General features: G+C 60.2%; 17 protein-coding genes. 2 read left to right on the forward strand and 15 right to left on the reverse strand.

The window, feature by feature from the left end:
• Positions 1–303: 303 nt before the first annotated feature.
• From NN484_RS10285 to puuE, 7 genes are all read right to left on the reverse strand, one after another.
• Complete coding sequence (locus tag NN484_RS10285) at positions 304–1089, reverse strand: outer membrane protein OmpK (RefSeq protein WP_215502914.1); 786 nt, start codon at positions 1087–1089, stop codon at positions 304–306.
• A gap of 179 nt (positions 1090–1268) precedes the next feature.
• Positions 1269–2627: a nucleobase:cation symporter-2 family protein gene (locus NN484_RS10290; RefSeq protein ID WP_127651704.1), complete on the reverse strand. Its 1359-nt coding sequence runs from the start codon at positions 2625–2627 to the stop codon at positions 1269–1271.
• A gap of 280 nt (positions 2628–2907) precedes the next feature.
• Positions 2908–4221, reverse strand: coding sequence for a urate hydroxylase PuuD (locus NN484_RS10295; RefSeq protein WP_127651703.1), 1314 nt, complete (start codon positions 4219–4221; stop codon positions 2908–2910).
• A gap of 51 nt (positions 4222–4272) precedes the next feature.
• On the reverse strand, positions 4273–4776 hold the full coding sequence (locus tag NN484_RS10300) for an ureidoglycolate lyase (protein ID WP_041068829.1): 504 nt from the start codon (positions 4774–4776) through the stop codon (positions 4273–4275).
• A gap of 151 nt (positions 4777–4927) precedes the next feature.
• Positions 4928–5923, reverse strand: a complete 996-nt coding sequence (gene alc / locus NN484_RS10305) for an allantoicase (protein ID WP_274659046.1) — start codon at positions 5921–5923, stop codon at positions 4928–4930.
• 87 nt (positions 5924–6010) lie between these two features.
• Positions 6011–6526: a 2-oxo-4-hydroxy-4-carboxy-5-ureidoimidazoline decarboxylase gene (uraD, locus tag NN484_RS10310; protein ID WP_127651702.1), complete on the reverse strand. Its 516-nt coding sequence runs from the start codon at positions 6524–6526 to the stop codon at positions 6011–6013.
• Entirely contained in the window at positions 6523–7449 is a 927-nt protein-coding gene (puuE, locus tag NN484_RS10315; RefSeq protein WP_096797017.1) for an allantoinase PuuE, read from the reverse strand. The genes uraD and puuE overlap by 4 nt, the downstream gene beginning before the upstream one ends.
• Positions 7450–7879: 430 nt before the next feature.
• On the opposite strand from puuE, the gene uraH reads away from it, so the two are divergent.
• Positions 7880–8233, forward strand: a complete 354-nt coding sequence (uraH, locus tag NN484_RS10320; protein ID WP_007913983.1) for a hydroxyisourate hydrolase — start codon at positions 7880–7882, stop codon at positions 8231–8233.
• Between the two features lie 197 nt (positions 8234–8430).
• On the opposite strand, the gene NN484_RS10325 is transcribed toward uraH, so the two are convergent.
• The 3 genes from NN484_RS10325 to NN484_RS10335 form a co-directional block, all read right to left on the reverse strand.
• Positions 8431–9057 carry a LysE family translocator gene (locus NN484_RS10325; protein ID WP_127651701.1) on the reverse strand — a complete coding sequence of 209 codons (627 nt, stop codon included), beginning with the start codon at positions 9055–9057 and terminating at the stop codon, positions 8431–8433.
• Between the two features lie 90 nt (positions 9058–9147).
• The gene (locus NN484_RS10330) at positions 9148–10497 is read right to left on the reverse strand and encodes an NCS2 family permease (RefSeq protein WP_027613339.1); all 1350 of its coding nucleotides are present in this window, start codon (positions 10495–10497) and stop codon (positions 9148–9150) included.
• A gap of 287 nt (positions 10498–10784) precedes the next feature.
• On the reverse strand, positions 10785–11231 hold the full coding sequence (locus NN484_RS10335) for a MarR family winged helix-turn-helix transcriptional regulator (RefSeq protein WP_274659047.1): 447 nt from the start codon (positions 11229–11231) through the stop codon (positions 10785–10787).
• Positions 11232–11313: 82 nt separating this feature from the next.
• Between NN484_RS10335 and NN484_RS10340 the strand changes: the two genes are divergently transcribed.
• Complete coding sequence (locus NN484_RS10340; protein ID WP_274659048.1) at positions 11314–12480, forward strand: aminotransferase-like domain-containing protein; 1167 nt, start codon at positions 11314–11316, stop codon at positions 12478–12480.
• Between the two features lie 145 nt (positions 12481–12625).
• Here NN484_RS10340 and NN484_RS10345 read toward each other — a convergent pair whose 3' ends face one another.
• From NN484_RS10345 to NN484_RS10365, 5 genes are all read right to left on the reverse strand, one after another.
• Complete coding sequence (locus tag NN484_RS10345) at positions 12626–12997, reverse strand: glutathione S-transferase N-terminal domain-containing protein (protein ID WP_215502906.1); 372 nt, start codon at positions 12995–12997, stop codon at positions 12626–12628.
• A gap of 103 nt (positions 12998–13100) precedes the next feature.
• Positions 13101–13646 carry a GTP cyclohydrolase I FolE gene (gene folE / locus NN484_RS10350; protein WP_003442011.1) on the reverse strand — a complete coding sequence of 182 codons (546 nt, stop codon included), beginning with the start codon at positions 13644–13646 and terminating at the stop codon, positions 13101–13103.
• Between the two features lie 77 nt (positions 13647–13723).
• A complete protein-coding gene (locus tag NN484_RS10355) occupies positions 13724–14281 on the reverse strand; it encodes a Smr/MutS family protein (RefSeq protein ID WP_127651697.1) in 558 nt (185 codons plus the stop codon).
• A gap of 74 nt (positions 14282–14355) precedes the next feature.
• On the reverse strand, positions 14356–14676 hold the full coding sequence (locus NN484_RS10360) for a hypothetical protein (protein WP_064118638.1): 321 nt from the start codon (positions 14674–14676) through the stop codon (positions 14356–14358).
• A gap of 144 nt (positions 14677–14820) precedes the next feature.
• Complete coding sequence (locus NN484_RS10365) at positions 14821–15411, reverse strand: cysteine hydrolase family protein (protein WP_003223193.1); 591 nt, start codon at positions 15409–15411, stop codon at positions 14821–14823.
• Between the last annotated feature and the right edge of the window lie 17 nt (positions 15412–15428).

A 15428-nucleotide genomic window follows, 5' to 3' on the forward strand; every position in this document is an offset into this window, starting at 1 on the left:
CGTTGCTGCAAAAGTCATCCGACTGGTCAGCTTTGATGCTGTTAGCAAGAGCTGAGCCAAGGCTTTCGAAAAGCCAAAAAACGCCCGTTCGGCTGCTGAAAAACAGTCGATTGAGCGTGTTTTCGGGATGCCTCGGTACTGACCGGGGCCGGGATAAGTTGGCCTGCTGGTCAGGAATTAAATTCGGGCTTTTTTTTAGACCGAATTCAAGAGGCCGCGGAGAATACTGACTCCTCGGCCAGGTCTCAAGTGCCCCGCAACAGAGCACCGACGACAGGTATGGGGCACGGTTGCGGGCCATCTTCAGAAGTGTACCTTCACCAGCAGGCTGGCGGTGTTCTGGTTGGTGTCGAGGTTGTGGCTGCTTTCGACGCCATATTTGTTCTTCCAGTAGCTGTATTCGGTGCCGACATACAGCTGCTTGTGGCTCCAGCCCAAGGCTTTGCCCAAGTCGTATTTGATCTGCGGATTGATGTGCAGGTTGGCGTGGTAGGTGCCGCGCGAGTTCTGGTCGTTGTCGACGACCCAGTCCAGATAGCCGTCGATCAGCAGGTCGGAATTGCCCACAGGAACGCTGTACGACCAGCCCGGGGTGATCTGCCACACGCCGTCGCCGGGGCGCGGGCCCTCGGTCTGGCGGCGGAAGATGTTCAGGGTCACGTAGTTGAAACCGGGTACTTTCAGGTCGAAGCCTGGGCCGATCAGGTAGGCCTCGCTGTCGCCTTCGCCGTACTCGTAGGTCATCGCCAGCAGCACGTCCTTGATCGGGCCGAACTCGATCTTGCGGTCGAAGATCTTGCCGAACGAGAAGCGTGGGGTGAATTCGCCGTAGAAGGCGTGCGGGCCTTTGTTGCGGTCTTCCTGACCGTTGTAGAAGATCTTGTCGACGAACAGGAAGTTGTCGCCGTACTTCCACTTGTCGGCGTGCTCGAACGTCACCGTCTGCTGGATCGACGGGTTGATCGCGAAGTTCTTGCCGTACAGATAGCTCAGGCTGTTGGTCTGCCACAGCAGCAAATCGCCGGCCATGGCCTGACTCGCGGCCAGCAGGCCGCCACTCAACAGAACGTTGGTTTGCGTGCGAATCATCGGGTGCTCCCTCTTGTTTTTATTTTTCTGTGGCGAGGGGGATTGCCCCCGTTGGGTCGCGAAGCGGCCCCCTGCATTTTTATGGGTCAAATCGAGCTGGCAGGTTTACGACTGCTTCGCAGCCGAACGGGGGCAAGCCCCCTCGCCACAGGGGATTGCCTTGACTTCAGGCGTTGCTGTTAATGCGGGTGTGCGTGGCAGTCGTTGATCGCTGCGCGTTCGGCGCCGCCGAGGATGTTGAACAGCAGGTTCAGCGTCAGTGCGCTGAGCGTGGCCATGGCGATGCCGCTGTGGGTGATCGGGCTCATCCACAGCGGCAGGTGGGCGAAGAACTCCGGACGCACCACCGGGATCAGGCCCATACCGATGCTTACCGCCACCAGCAACTGGTTGCGCCGGTCACCGATGTCGGCTTCCTGAAGGATCTTGATTCCGGTCGCGGCAACCATGCCGAACATCGCGATCGCCGCACCGCCCAGCACCGCTGGAGGAATCGACGCGACGAGGAATGCGGCTTTCGGCAGCAGGCTCAGCACGATCAGCAGACCGCCGGCGACGATGGTCACCGAGCGGCAGCGCACGCCAGTCATCTGCACCAGGCCGATGTTCTGCGCGAACGAGGAGTGGGTGAAGGTGTTGAAGAAACCGGCGACGAACGAGGCGCCGGCATCGCACAACAGGCCGCGACGCAGCATGCGCGGGCAGACTTCCTGGCCGGTGATCTTGCCCAGCGCCAGGAACATCCCGGTGGACTCGACGAAGATGATCACCACCACCAGGCACATCGACAGGATCGGCGCGAGTTCGAATTTCGGCATGCCGAAGTGCAGCGGAGTGACGAACTGAATCCATGGCGCGTTGGCCATGCCGCTCAGATCGACCATGCCGATCGCGCCGCACAGCACGTAGCCGATGCACATGCCGATCAGTACGGAAATATTGACCCAGAAACCGCGCATGAAGCGGTGGATCAGCAAAATGGTCGCCAGCACCAGAGCGGCGATGGCCAGATAAACCGGGGAGCCGAATTGCGCAGCGGCGGCACCGCCACCGGCCCAATTCACGGCCACGGGAAACAGCGACAGACCGATCGAGGTGATGACCGTGCCGGTCACCAGCGGCGGGAAGAAGCGCACGACCTTGGACATGAACGGCGCGATGAGCATGCCGAAGAACCCGGCGGCAATCGTCGCCCCGAAGATCCCCTGCAGGCCGATGCCCGGCATGCCGGCCATGGCGACCATGCTGCCGACCGCGGCAAAACTGGCGCCCATCATCACCGGCATGCGGATGCCCATGGGGCCGATGCCGAGCGACTGGACGATGGTGGCGATACCGGCGACCAGCAGGTCGGCGTTGATCAGGAAGGCAATTTCTTCACGACTCAGGCCAGCGGCCTGTCCGATGATCAGCGGCACCGCGATGGCACCGCCGTACATCAGCAGAACATGTTGCAAACCGACCAGGATCAGTTGCAAAAGGGGCAAACGCTGAATGGCGGGTGCGTCGGGGATGCGCGCTTTGGACAGCTCGGACATGCAACACCTCGGATCTTTTTATTCTTGTGATTGAACAGCTGCCGGGTGGCTCACAGCTGTCCTTGTGCATCATTCGTATGCTTGGCTGGAGGCATTTTGTGGCAAGGGGGCTTGCCCCCGTTGGGCTGCGAAGTAGCCCCAAAACCTTTAACCGCGTACATCAGGCAGATTGCGATTGCCGGTTTGCGACTGCTGCGCAGTCGAACGGGGGCAAGCCCCCCTCACCACAGGTAAATCCCTTCATCCCAAAAGCCTGCTTTTACACAGGCTTTGGTGTGGCTCAGTTGGTCTGGGCTCCCTGGGCGATCCATGCACCAATCAGGTCACGTTCCTGCTGGGTCATCTGGGTGATGTTGCCCAGTGGCATGATCTGCGTGGTGATGGCTTGCGCCTGGATGCGCGCCGCGTTCTGACGGATCTGCTCCGGGGTGTCGAACATCACACCGGCGGGCGCCGCGCTGAACAACGGGCTGGTCGGTTTGGCCGAATGGCAGACCGCGCAGCGTTCCTGGATCACGTTGTGCACCTTGTCGAACGCAGGCCCTGCGTTGGACGCTTGCGCCGGTGCCGCAGCAGGGGCTGCTGGCGCTGCAGGTGCCGCAGCTTCAGCCGGTTTCGCGCCACCGCCCAGTGCCGTTTCCGGCAGGGGTTGGTAGTCGATTTTCGCTGGCGCCTTGGCCACGTCCGGCGCGGTCGGCATCGGCGCAGGGCCGGTGACGTACGCCAGGGTGATCATGCCCACCGCTGCCACGGGCAGGGTCCAGGCAAACTTGTGGCTGTCGTGACGGGTGTTGAAGTAGTGACGCACCAACACCGCCAACACGGCGATCCCGGCCAGGATCAACCAGTTGTACTGGCTGCCGTAGGTGCTCGGGAAGTGGTTGCTGATCATGATGAACAGCACCGGCAGTGTGAAGTAGTTGTTGTGGCGCGAACGCAGCAGGCCCTTGGCGGGCAGCGCCGGGTCCGGCGTGCGGTTCTCGGCGATGGCTGCGACCAGTGCGCGCTGCGCCGGCATGATGATGCGGAACACGTTGCCGACCATGATGGTGCCGATGATCGCGCCGACGTGCAGGTACGCGCCACGACCGCTGAACACTTTGCTGAAGCCGTACGCCGCGCCGATGATCAGCACGAACAGAATGAAGCCCAGCAGAGCAGGGCGTTTGCCCAGCGCCGAGTCGCACAGGAAGGAGTAGATGAACCAGCCGAGGAACAGCGAGCCGATACCGATGGCCACGCCTTCAGGGCCGCTCAGTGTGCTGCCCGGAGCCAGCAGGTAGAGCGTTGGATTGGAGTAGAACACCACGCACAGCAGCGCGATCCCCGACATCCAGGTGAAGTAGGCTTCCCATTTGAACCAGTGCAGGTTCTCCGGCATCGACGGCGGGGCCAGTTTGTATTTTTCCAGGTGATAGATACCGCCGCCGTGAATCGCCCACAGATCACCGGCCAGACCGGTTTTCGGGTTGACGCGGTTGAGGTTGTTCTCCAGCCAGACGAAGTAGAACGACGCGCCGATCCAGGCCACGCCAGTGATCATGTGAACCCAGCGCACGCTCAGGTTCAGCCATTCCAACAGATGTGCTTCCACAGTCTTTACCTCTCGCCTGTCACTCTTGTTGTCGAGTGATCAGACCTTCTCTTATTGGTGGGGGGCGAGGATCAAACGCTCATCCTCTTTGAAAAAATGCTCATCGCAGTTATTGCCTGTGCCACTGCGATCAACCACCAGGAAGTCATCCCGCTTTTCGATCGTCAGCACCGGGTGGTGCCAGACGCCGCGATGGTAATTGATGCCCTGCCTGCCGTTGGTGACGAAGGCGCGGACCAAGCCTGATACAGGTACATCGCCAAGTGGCGCGACCACGATCAGAAAGGGGTTGCCGAGCAGCGGAATGAAAGCCTGGCTGCCCAGCGGATGGCGTTCCAGCATGCTCACGGTCAGCGGCATGTCCTGCGCGTCGGCGCGGAAGATGCTGATGATCGCGTTGTCCTCAGGCGTAGCGGTTTCGACCGTCGCCAGTTTATGGAAGCGCATGGTCGAACCGTTGTTGATCATGAAGTGATCGCTGCCGTCGGTTTCGATCACGTCACCGAAGGGGGCGAAGGCTTCTTTGGTCAGCGGTTCAATCTGTAGTGTGCGCATGCTGTTCTTATCCGAATTCTGTGTTGTTCAACTTGTCAGTGCGTCTTGCGCGATCCCTGTAGGAGCTGGCGAAGCCTGCGATCTTTTGACTTTGTTTTTTAAGATCAAGATCAAAAGATCGCAGCCTGCGGCAGCTCCTACAGACTCAGCCTTACTTCGCGACCTTGCCCAATACACGCAGGCGACTCACGCCACCGTCCGGGAACACGTTCAGGCGGATGTGGGTGATCGGGCCCAGTGCCTTGATCTGCTCGACGAAGGTGTGTTCGGCGTGCATTTCCAGCTTCTGGCTCGGCAGCAGTTCGCGCCAGAACAGCGATTGGGTTTCGATCTGGCTGTCGGTACCGCCCTTGACGAACGCGCCCTGGATCGAGCAGGTGTCCGGGTAGTTGCCCTTGAAGTGCAGGGTGTCGACGATGATTTTTTCGATCTCGCCCGGGTGACCCAGCGCGACGATCACCCAGTCATTGCCCGGGGTACGACGACGTGCAGTTTCCCAGCCGTCGCCCATGTTGATGCCACGGCCCGGGTTGAGGATGTTGCTCATGCGGCCGAAGTGTTCGTCGGAGCAGGCGAGGGCGCGGCCACCGTTCAGGGCTGCAGCCAGATCGACTTGCTCGTTGTCGCCAACCGCGGACCAGTCGCGGAACGGAATGCCGTACACGCGCAGACGGGCCACGCCGCCGTCCGGGTAGATGTTGAAGCGCAAGTGGCTGAACGCTTTGTCGTTGCTGATTTCGTGGTAGTGGTGGCTGTTGCCCTGCAGCTCGACGGCCGACAGCACTTCAGTCCACTGGGTGTTTTCGTCCGGCTCGCCCGAGGCCAGGAAGCACGCTTCCAGCGAGGCCGATGGCGGGAAGTTGCCGGTGAAGAATGAAGTGTCGATGTCCACGCCTTTGATCGAACCCGGTACGCCCAGGCGGATCACGGCGCTGTCGTAGCCTTCAAAGCGCTTGCGACGCGATTCCCAGCCGTCCATCCACTTGCCGTTGTCGTCGAACACACCCTCCTTCCACACGGCCGGGGTCGGCTGAAACAGACGATTGGCGTCTGCGAACCAGTCATCGGTGACCGAGATGATTTTGGTGCCCAGACGGGCATCGGCCAGGTTGACGAACTTCTCGAAAGGTACAACGTAAGCTTTCATTCTTCTTGTCTGCCTTTAAATAAGTGGCTGGGGATGCTTGCGAGGCCCTGGGCATTCTCCGCGTCTGACATGCTCGGGCCAGGCTTGCTAAAGAGTCAGTAAACGGAACAGGGCGATCTTGTTGATCTGCGCCAGCGCGCATTTGAATTCGGTGTCGACCGAGTTGTGAATGCGCGTTTCGAACGCCGCGAGGATCTGATGCCGGTTGCTGCCTTTTACCGCCATGATGAAGGGAAACTTGAACTTGGCCTTGTAGGCGTCGTTCAGCTCGGTGAAGCGCTGGAACTCTTCGGCCGTGCATTGGTGAATACCGGCGCCAGCCTGTTCATGAGTGCTGGCTTCGGTCAGTTGACCCTGGACGGCCGCTTTGCCGGCCAGGTCCGGGTGAGCGTTGATCAACGCAAGCTGGCTTGCGTGATCGGCGCTCAACAGGATGTCGCTCATGCGCTGGTGCAGGGTTTCGATCTCGTCGATCGAAGCATCTGCGCCCAGGTCGTAGGCCTTCTCGGCCACCCATGGCGAATGTTCGTAGATGTCGGCGAAGGCTTTGACGAAGGCGTCGCGGCTCAGGGTCGACGGTTGCAGGGTTTGAAAGCGGCTCATTGGGCGGCCCCTTGATACGGGTGGGTTTCGTGCCAGTGGCGCGCGATGTCGACACGGCGGCTGAACCACACCTGTTCATGACTTTTGGCGTATTCGATGAAGCGCTTGAGCGAAGCCAGGCGCGCCGGACGGCCGATCAGTCGGCAGTGCAGGCCGATCGAAAGCATCTTCGGCGCTTCGGCACCTTCGGCGTAGAGCACGTCGAACGCGTCTTTGAGGTATTCGAAGAAATCGTCGCCCTTGTTGAAACCCTGCACCTGGGTGAAGCGCATGTCGTTGGTGTCGAGGGTGTACGGAATCACCAGGTGCGGCTTGCCGGTCGGGTTGTTCGGTTCCCAATAGGGCAGGTCGTCGTCGTAGGTGTCGCAGTCGTAGAGAAAACCGCCTTCTTCCATCACCAGACGACGGGTGTTCGGGCCGGTGCGGCCGGTGTACCAGCCCAGTGGGCGTTCGCCGGTGAGTTCGGTGAGGATGCGGATCGCTTCGAGCATGTGCTCGCGCTCCTGCGCCTCATCCATGTACTGGTAGTCGATCCAGCGGTAGCCGTGGCTGCAGATCTCGTGACCGGCCTCGACCATCGCGCGGATCACGTCCGGGTGGCGCTGGGCGGCCATGGCCACGGCGAAGATGGTCAGCGGAATGTCGAATTCCTTGAACAGTTTCAGGATCCGCCAGACGCCGGCACGGCTGCCATACTCGTAAAGCGATTCCATGCTCATGTTGCGCGCGCCTTGCAGCGGCTGGGCGGCAACCATCTCGGAGAGGAAGGCTTCGGATTCTTTGTCGCCGTGCAGAATGTTGCGCTCGCCGCCTTCTTCGTAGTTGAGCACGAACGACAGGGCGATGCGGGCATTGCCCGGCCAGTGTGGGTGAGGAGGGTTACTGCCGTAACCGATCAGGTCGCGTGGGTAGTCAGCGCTCACTGCAGTCTTCCTTCTTATTCGTTGACAGAGGGTGTGGCGGCCTGGCGGTGAGTAAGCAGGCTGGCGTCACAGCGATGGGCTGATTGTATACAACTTTGATCTCACTTTGTAAGCCTGAATTTTCGCATTTTTCACCGACTGTCCTCTTTTGCTGTTAATGGCGTGAGCCTGCAAGAAACCTGCCTGATCAGTCAGCTAATGGATCGCAGGTTCAATAGATAGGCGCTGACTGCGCAGATCAGCGGTAAACGCCCGAATGGCGGGGGTGACGCGAAAAATGTCGTTTTTATTGTGTACAATTTTTATGGAAAGTGTCTTAATTAATCGCTCGCCGCAGCTTTTCGTGCTCCGAATCGGTGCGGTCTCCTTTTTACCTGACTTCGGGAGGCGCGAAGTCTGACTGCTCTTTGCGGCCAGGCGCGCAGAATCAATGGGACGTTTGACAACACACGTTTTGGACGCTGCACACGGTTGCCCGGGCAGCTCGATCAAGGTCGAGCTGTACCGCGTTGAAGGATCGCACCTGGAATTGGTCGCCAGTGCGGTTACCAACAGCGATGGCCGGGTCGATGCGCCGCTGCTGCAAGGCGATGACTACCGCACCGGGGTCTATCAGGTGCAGTTCCACGCCGGAGATTACTACCGCGCCCGTGGCGTGCAGTTGCCGGAGCCGGCGTTTCTGGACGTGGTAGTGCTGCGTTTCGGCATCTCTGCCGAACAGGATCACTACCACGTGCCACTGCTGATCTCGCCTTACAGCTATTCCACCTACCGGGGCAGTTGACCCCCAAGCAGCTGCCCCCACCGGGAAGCGACTGCGCATATAGCTTCTTTGGTCTTTCGCCCGCTCACACTGCGGGCTTTTTTTCGTCTGCCTTAAAGTCAAAAGATCGTCCGAACGCGGCCCGAGCCTTCGGCAGCTCCTACAGGGGACTGTATTTCAAACTGTAGGAGCTGCCGAAGGCTGCGATCTTTTGCTCTTTAGCGGCTCAACAGAGAAGCAGCCCCCGCACCACTGAACAACCCGGCACTCACCCGGTTGAACCAGCTCTGCCCCTTGCCGCTACGCAGATAGCGTGCCGCGCCATGCGCACCCAGTCCGTAAGCCAGTTTGCAGCCCAGGTCGAGCACCACCCAGGTGACGATCATGATCAGCAACTGCGGCAGGAACGGCTGTTGCGCGCTGAGGAACTGCGGCAGAAATGCGGCGAAGAACAGGATGTCTTTCGGATTGCTGGCGCCCAATACAAAAGCCCGCCCGAACAGTGTGCGAAAGCGCGGTACCGGCGCAGCTTGCGGCACTTCAGCGCCTACCGACGGCTGACGCGATTGCTGCCAGCTCTGCCAGGCGAGATAGAACAGGTACAGCGCACCGACGATTTTCAGCGCGCTGAACAGCTGTTCCGACGCCAGCAGCAGGGCGCCAAGCCCCAGCGCCGAGGCACTGAGCAGGCAGATCGAGGCGATCACGCCGCCGAGAAACGCCGGGTACGAACGGCGCAAGCCGTAGTTCAGGCTGTTGCTGATCATCAGCAATGACAGCGGCCCCGGGATCAGGATCACCACCAACGCAGCGCCGCTGAACAGCAGCCAGGTTTCCAGACTCATCACTTTGCTCCTTTTTTTGTTGTACTCAAGAATGTGCAAAAGCCCCACCCGCGAGGGTGAGGCTGTGTCGAAGCTTGAACCGCGTGACGCTTACAAGAAGATGAACTTGGCGATGAAGATCGCGCAGAGCACCCACAGGCTGACGGAAATTTCCTTGTACTTGCCGGTACCGGCCTTCAACGCCACGTAGGTGATGAAGCCCAGCGCGATGCCGTCGGCGACCGAAAAGGTCAGCGGCATCATGATCGCGGTGACGATCGCCGGAATGGCATCGGTGGCTTCGTCCCACTCGATGTGGGCCATGCCACCCATCATCAGCATTGCGACGTAGATCAGTGCACCGGCGGTGGCGTAGGCGGGAATCATGCCGGCCAGTGGTGCGAAAAACATCGCGGCTATAAATAGCACACCTACGGTGACTGCGGTAAGACCAGTCCGACCACCAGCGGCCACACCGGCGGCACTTTCCACGTAGCTTGTCACCGGAGGAACACCGACCACGGCGCCGAACACGCTGGACGCGCTGTCGGCTTTCATGGCGCGGGAGAGGTTTTCGATACGCCCGTCAGCGTTGACCAGATTGGCGCGCTGGGCAACGCCCATCAGGGTGCCAGCGGTGTCGAACATGTGCACAAAGAGGAAAGCCAGGACCACGCTGATCATGCTGACGTTGAACACGCCGGCCACGTTCATCGCCATGAAGGTCGGCGCCAGGCTTGGCGGGGTCGACATGATCCCTTCGTAATGCACGATGCCCAGGCCCCAACCGGCCAGGGTCACGGTGATGATGCTGATGAGGATTGCGCCGAAGACTTTGTGGTAGCTGAGGATTGCGATCATCAGGAAGCAGATCGCCGCCAGCAATGGGCCCGGTTCACGCAGGGAGCCGAGCTTGATCAGGGTGGCCGGGCTGTCGACGACGATGCCGGCGGTTTTCAGGCCGATCAGACCGAGGAACAGGCCGACACCGGCGCCCATCGCAAAGCGCAGGCTGACTGGAATACTGTTGAGCAGCCACTCGCGAATACGCGAGAAGGTCAGGATCATGAACAGTACACCGGAGACGAACACCGCACCGAGCGCGGTTTCCCAGTTGTAGCCCATGGTGCCGACCACGGTGTAGGTGAAGAACGCATTGAGGCCCATGCCCGGTGCCAGACCCACTGGCCAGTTGGCGTACAGGCCCATCAGCAGGCAGCCGAGTGCGGCGGCGATGCAGGTGGCGACGAAGGCTGCACCGTGATCGATCCCGGCATCGGCCATGATGTTCGGGTTGACGAAGATGATGTAAGCCATGGTGATGAAGGTTGTCAGACCGGCAATCAGCTCGGTCTTCACCGTGGTGCCATGCAAGCTGAGTTTGAAGATGCGCTCCAGCACACCGGTGCGTAAGGGCGGTGAGAGTTCCAGCGTCGATGCTTCGGATTTGCGGCTTTCCACAGCGAGTACTCCTCAAGAGTTTTATTGTTATTTCCAGGGCTGGACCCATGAGGGGTGGCAGCAGCCCTTTGAGGCATACGCGAATTTGTTGACCATGCGGTCAGGAACTCGCACGCAGTGGATTATGCTTTTGTGTACAAATAAAGCAAATATTGTTTTTGATTTTGTTTGAGAAAGTTCCGACTTTAGGGGTATATCGTTTGTTCGGACGCCTTCGCGAACGAGCCCGCACATTTGAAATGCGTTCCCCTGTGGGAGTGGGCTTGCTCGCGAAGAGGCCGGCCCATTCAATCGAGGTGTGACTGGCTATTCCCCAACGCTGAATTCACCGCCAACCACCCATTCACCGCCGCCGCCCCAGCCTCGGCAAACACCCGCTCGAGCAACTTCACCTGCTCACGGCGCAACGCCTGCTCGAACTTCGCACCCTCGGCGGTCAGCTCAAGCAGGCGCTTACGCTTGTCCGCCTCTGACGCCACGCTTTCCACCAGATGCATTTCCTGCAACTGGCGCAACGGCATGTTCAGTGCCTGTTTGCTTACGCCGAGCAATCCCAGCAATTGCTTCACACTGAGATTCGGATAACGCGCGATGAAAAACACAATCCGCTGATGCACCCGGGACAGACCGCGCCGCTCGAGCATTTCATCGGCCTTGGCGGTGAACGCCTGATAGCCGAAGAAAAACGCTTCCATCGCCTGTTGCTGGCTAACCGGGTTTTTAAGGTCAAGCATGTTGACGTACTCGCTCAAGCTGTCGTAGTTTCAGTCAACCAGTTTGACTCATTTTTCCCAAGCCTCGCTACCGGTGACTCCCATGGCTTTTTCCGAACGTGTCTCGCGCCTTAAAAGTTCTCTGATCCGTGAAATCCTCGCCGCAGCCCAGCGCCCGGAGGTGATGTCGTTTGCCGGTGGCTTGCCGGCCGAAGCCATGCTGCCGAAAGTCGAATGGGCCGACATGCCGCTGTCTCTCGGCCAGTACGGCATGAGCGAAGGCGAACCGGCGCTGCGTGAAGCGTTGGCGGCGCAGGCGAGGGCGCTGGGGCTGGCCTGTGAAGCGAGTCAGGTGCTGGTGGTCAGCGGCTCCCAGCAAACCCTCGATCTGGCGGCCAAGTTGTACATCGACAAGGGCACTGAAATTCTCCTGGAAGCACCGACCTATCTCGCCGCATTGCAGATCTTCCAGCTGTTCGGCGCCGATTGCCTGACCGTGCCGCAAGAGGCCGACGGCCCGAACCTGGCCCAACTGCGCACTCGTCTTGAGCAGCATCGCCCAGCGTTCATCTACCTGATCCCGACGTTTCAGAATCCGTCCGCCGTGCGCTACAGCGAAGCCAAGCGCGCTGCCGTCGCCGCGCTGCTGGATGAATTCGGCGTGACGCTGATCGAAGACGAACCGTACCGCGAACTGACCTTCGATGGCGGCAGCGCCAAACCGATTGCCGGGCGCCTGAAAAAAGCCAGCTGGATCTACACCGGCACCGTATCGAAAACCCTGTTGCCAGGGTTGCGCGTCGGCTACCTGATCGCCAGCCCGGACCTGTTTCCGCACCTGCTCAAACTCAAGCAATCGGCGGATCTGCACACTAACCGCATCGGCCAGTGGCAGGCGCTGCAATGGATCGGCAGTGAAAAATATCAGCAGCACTTGAGTGAGTTGCGCGGCTTCTACCGGCAGCGCCGCGATGCGTTCCAGTCAGCGCTGGAAACGCATTTTTCCGATCTGGCAGACTGGAACATGCCACAGGGCGGGCTGTTTTTCTGGCTGACGCTCAAGCAACCGCTGGATACGCGCACCTTGCTCAACGAGGCGCTGGCCAACGACGTGGCGTTCATGCCGGGCGAACCGTTCTTTCCCGAACCGGATAAAAACCTCGGGCACCTGCGTTTGAATTTCAGCCACATCGATCCGGCGCGACTGGATGAAGGGCTGAAGCGATTGGCGGCGGTGGTGCGTCAGGCTCAGGCGGCGCAGGCGGCCTGAAAACAAATAAACCGGCTGAGGGCCGGTTTATTTTTGCCTGGACTTTATGGCGACTGGTCGGGCCTGTTCGCGAGCAGGGGGAACGCATTCCAATTGTAGGCGTGAGCCTGCTCGCGATAGGGCCATCAGCCCCGGCACAAATCCATCAGACTGCAGCGAAACGCTTGTCCAGATAATCAATGATCACCTTGGATTCATACATCCAGGTCGTCTGTCCATTCTCTTCAATACGCAGGCACGGCACCTTGATCTTGCCGCCCTGGTCCAGCAGCGTCTGGCGATCCTGTTCGTTGTTTTTCGCGTCCTTCAGCACCACCGGCACGTTCAGGCGGCGCAGGGTGCGGCGGGTCTTCACGCAGAACGGGCAGGCGTGGAACTGATACAGAGTCAGGCCTTTGGCGGCCGCGTTGACCTGGGCCTGGGTTTCGGCCGGGCGCTGTTTCTTGCCCGGGCGAGTGATGAAGTCGATGAAGATGATCAGTTGGCCAAGGCCGACACGAAGCGCTTTTACGAACACGTTGAAAGCCTCACGGTGCAAATGGAGAAAGGCGCGCAGCTTACCCGATTTTTCACGGACGAAAAAAAAACGGCGATCAACGCCGGTTTTTTTCTGCAGCCGATTACTTGATCAGGCTGAGGAACTCACTGCGGGTGGCCGCGTTTTCGCGGAACTCACCGAGCATCACCGAGGTGATCATCGACGAGTTCTGCTTCTCGACACCGCGCATCATCATGCACATGTGCTTGGCCTCGATCACCACGGCGACGCCCAGCGCGCCGGTGACTTGCATCACCGCATCGGCGATCTGGCGGCTGAGGTTTTCCTGGATCTGCAGGCGACGGGCGTACATGTCGACGATCCGCGCAACCTTCGACAGGCCCAGCACCTTGCCGCTAGGGATGTACGCGACGTGCGCCTTGCCGATGAACGGCAGCAGGTGGTGTTCGCACAACGAGTACAGCTCGATGTCCTTGACCAGCACCATTTCGCTGTTGTCGGAGCTGAACAGGGCACCGTTGGTGACCTCTTCGAGCGTCTGTTCATAACCGCGGCAGAGATACTGCATGGCTTTGGCGGCACGCTTTGGCGTGTCGAGCAGGCCCTCGCGGGACACGTCCTCGCCCAGTTGGCCGAGAATCGCGGTGTAATTCTGTTCCAGGGACATGAAACTACCTGTGGGGATTTTCGCAAAGGGCAAGGGTACGGTGGCGGACACAACCCTGCAAGTTCGGTGTAACGCGATTATTCGTCGCGGCCTTCCATCATGGTGCGTTTGAGCATCACGTAAACCGCACCGGCACCGCCATGCCTGGCCTGACAGGAGCAGAAGCCGAGCACTTGCGGATGCTGGCGCAGCCAGGTGTTGACGTGGCTTTTGATCATCGGCCGCTTGCCGTCCAGGCGTACAGCCTTGCCGTGGGTGACGCGCACGCAGCGGATTTCGAATCGGGTCGCTTCCGCCAGAAATGCCCAGAGGGTCTCACGGGCTTTTTCGACGTTCATGCCGTGCAGGTCGAGGCTGCCTTCGAACGGAATCTGGCCGATCTTGAGCTTGCGCATCTGACTTTCCTGCACCCCGTCGCGGGCCCACATCAGTTCGTCTTCGGGGCCGACGTCGATCACGAACTGATCGGACAGGCCATCCACGGTAGTGGTGTCGGTGCGCACGGTGGCGGACTGGCGCAGTTTGGCGATCTGGGCGCGGTCAGCTTTGGGTTTGCCGGTGTCGGCGCGGTCGTGCTTGATCGGCTTGACGCCTTGGATCGCACTTTTGAACAGGGAAAAATCGTCGTCTTGCATGTCAGCCTCCGCGAAGGGCGGCCAGTTTACCCAAGTCGAAACAAAACGGCCCGGCAAAAAGCCAGGCCATCACCTCAGTCGTGTTTTTTCATCAGGTGCGGGGACATGTTCAGTTCCCGCGATTGCCGGGCGCGACGCCGGCAACGACGCCACAGCGCCACGCCGAAGTACAGAAACAACAAACCGACCGCCAGAATGATCGCCGAACCCATCGGCGTGGCATTCAAGTCGCCGAGCGCCGGTGGGCGCCCCAGCAGGCTGGCGGCACCGGCCATCGCCAGCAGCACACCGAACATCGCCAGAATGGCGGCGATCGCTGCGCCAAATCGAAAACGCCAGTTGCTTTGGCCTTTGGGCCGCAAGCGGCGTGCGTCAAATCCATCGGATAACTTCATTCCGACCTTCCTCAATGGGTATCGGCCCTTCGACCGGGAGTTGACCGGGTTGTTCCTGAGGCTAAGGCAATTGAAGCCAATGCGAGGCTTTTGCGGATGAGCGGCGCTGTGAGCCGCTCACCGGAGTTTGAAGCAGGCCCGCGATCAGATCAGATCCTGAGTCAAGGCGAGGGTGGCGAAGTTGTCGGCCATGATCGCCATTTCCGCTTCCTGCACCACGGCGGCGCTGAGCACACGGCCCTTAAATGGCAGGTCGCGGGTGGCGCAGGCGTCTTCGACCAGGGTGCAACGGAAACCCAGGTTCTTCGCCGCGCGCACGGTGGTGCTGACGCTGGAGTGGCTCATGAAGCCGCAGACGATCAGGTCCAGCGAGCCCAGATTCTGCAAACGGTCCAGCAGTTCGGTGCCGTGGAAGGCGCTCGGCAGCAGTTTGCCGATGATGGTTTCATCACCCTGTGGCTCAAGGCCGGGGATGAATTCGCCGCGCTCGCCCTGTGGGTCGAACAGGCCACCGACGGTGCCGAGATGACGCACGTGCACGATCGGCCGACCGGCTGCACGGGCTGCGGCGACCAGTTGTTTGATGTTCGCGACGGCCGCGTCCATGCCGCTCAGGGCCAGCGGGCCACTGAGGTACTCCTTCTGGGCATCGATGATGACCACGGTGGCATGGCTCAGCGTGGCCGCTGCGTAACCGCGGCCGCTGAGTTGAAACATCGTTTTTGGAACGGACATTCTGGGGCTCCTTGGGG

The organism is Pseudomonas serboccidentalis, assembly GCF_028830055.1.
Classification (GTDB): Bacteria; Pseudomonadota; Gammaproteobacteria; order Pseudomonadales; family Pseudomonadaceae; genus Aquipseudomonas; species Aquipseudomonas serboccidentalis.

Excerpts from the sequence above, each read along its gene's own strand:
- NN484_RS10285 (WP_215502914.1), bottom strand. The coding sequence starts at position 1,089 with ATGATTCGCACGCAAACCAACGTTCTGTTGAGTGGCGGCCTGCTGGCC.
- folE (WP_003442011.1), bottom strand. The coding sequence starts at position 13,646 with ATGTCCCTGGAACAGAATTACACCGCGATTCTCGGCCAACTGGGCGAG.
- NN484_RS10300 (WP_041068829.1), bottom strand. The coding sequence starts at position 4,776 with ATGCGCACACTACAGATTGAACCGCTGACCAAAGAAGCCTTCGCCCCC.
- NN484_RS10335 (WP_274659047.1), bottom strand. The coding sequence starts at position 11,231 with ATGCTTGACCTTAAAAACCCGGTTAGCCAGCAACAGGCGATGGAAGCG.
- NN484_RS10360 (WP_064118638.1), bottom strand. The coding sequence starts at position 14,676 with ATGAAGTTATCCGATGGATTTGACGCACGCCGCTTGCGGCCCAAAGGC.
- uraD (WP_127651702.1), bottom strand. The coding sequence starts at position 6,526 with ATGAGCCGCTTTCAAACCCTGCAACCGTCGACCCTGAGCCGCGACGCC.
- alc (WP_274659046.1), bottom strand. The coding sequence starts at position 5,923 with ATGAAAGCTTACGTTGTACCTTTCGAGAAGTTCGTCAACCTGGCCGAT.
- NN484_RS10325 (WP_127651701.1), bottom strand. The coding sequence starts at position 9,057 with ATGAGTCTGGAAACCTGGCTGCTGTTCAGCGGCGCTGCGTTGGTGGTG.
- NN484_RS10290 (WP_127651704.1), bottom strand. The coding sequence starts at position 2,627 with ATGTCCGAGCTGTCCAAAGCGCGCATCCCCGACGCACCCGCCATTCAG.
- uraH (WP_007913983.1), top strand. The coding sequence starts at position 7,880 with ATGGGACGTTTGACAACACACGTTTTGGACGCTGCACACGGTTGCCCG.
- NN484_RS10340 (WP_274659048.1), top strand. The coding sequence starts at position 11,314 with ATGGCTTTTTCCGAACGTGTCTCGCGCCTTAAAAGTTCTCTGATCCGT.
- NN484_RS10355 (WP_127651697.1), bottom strand. The coding sequence starts at position 14,281 with ATGCAAGACGACGATTTTTCCCTGTTCAAAAGTGCGATCCAAGGCGTC.
- NN484_RS10365 (WP_003223193.1), bottom strand. The coding sequence starts at position 15,411 with ATGTCCGTTCCAAAAACGATGTTTCAACTCAGCGGCCGCGGTTACGCA.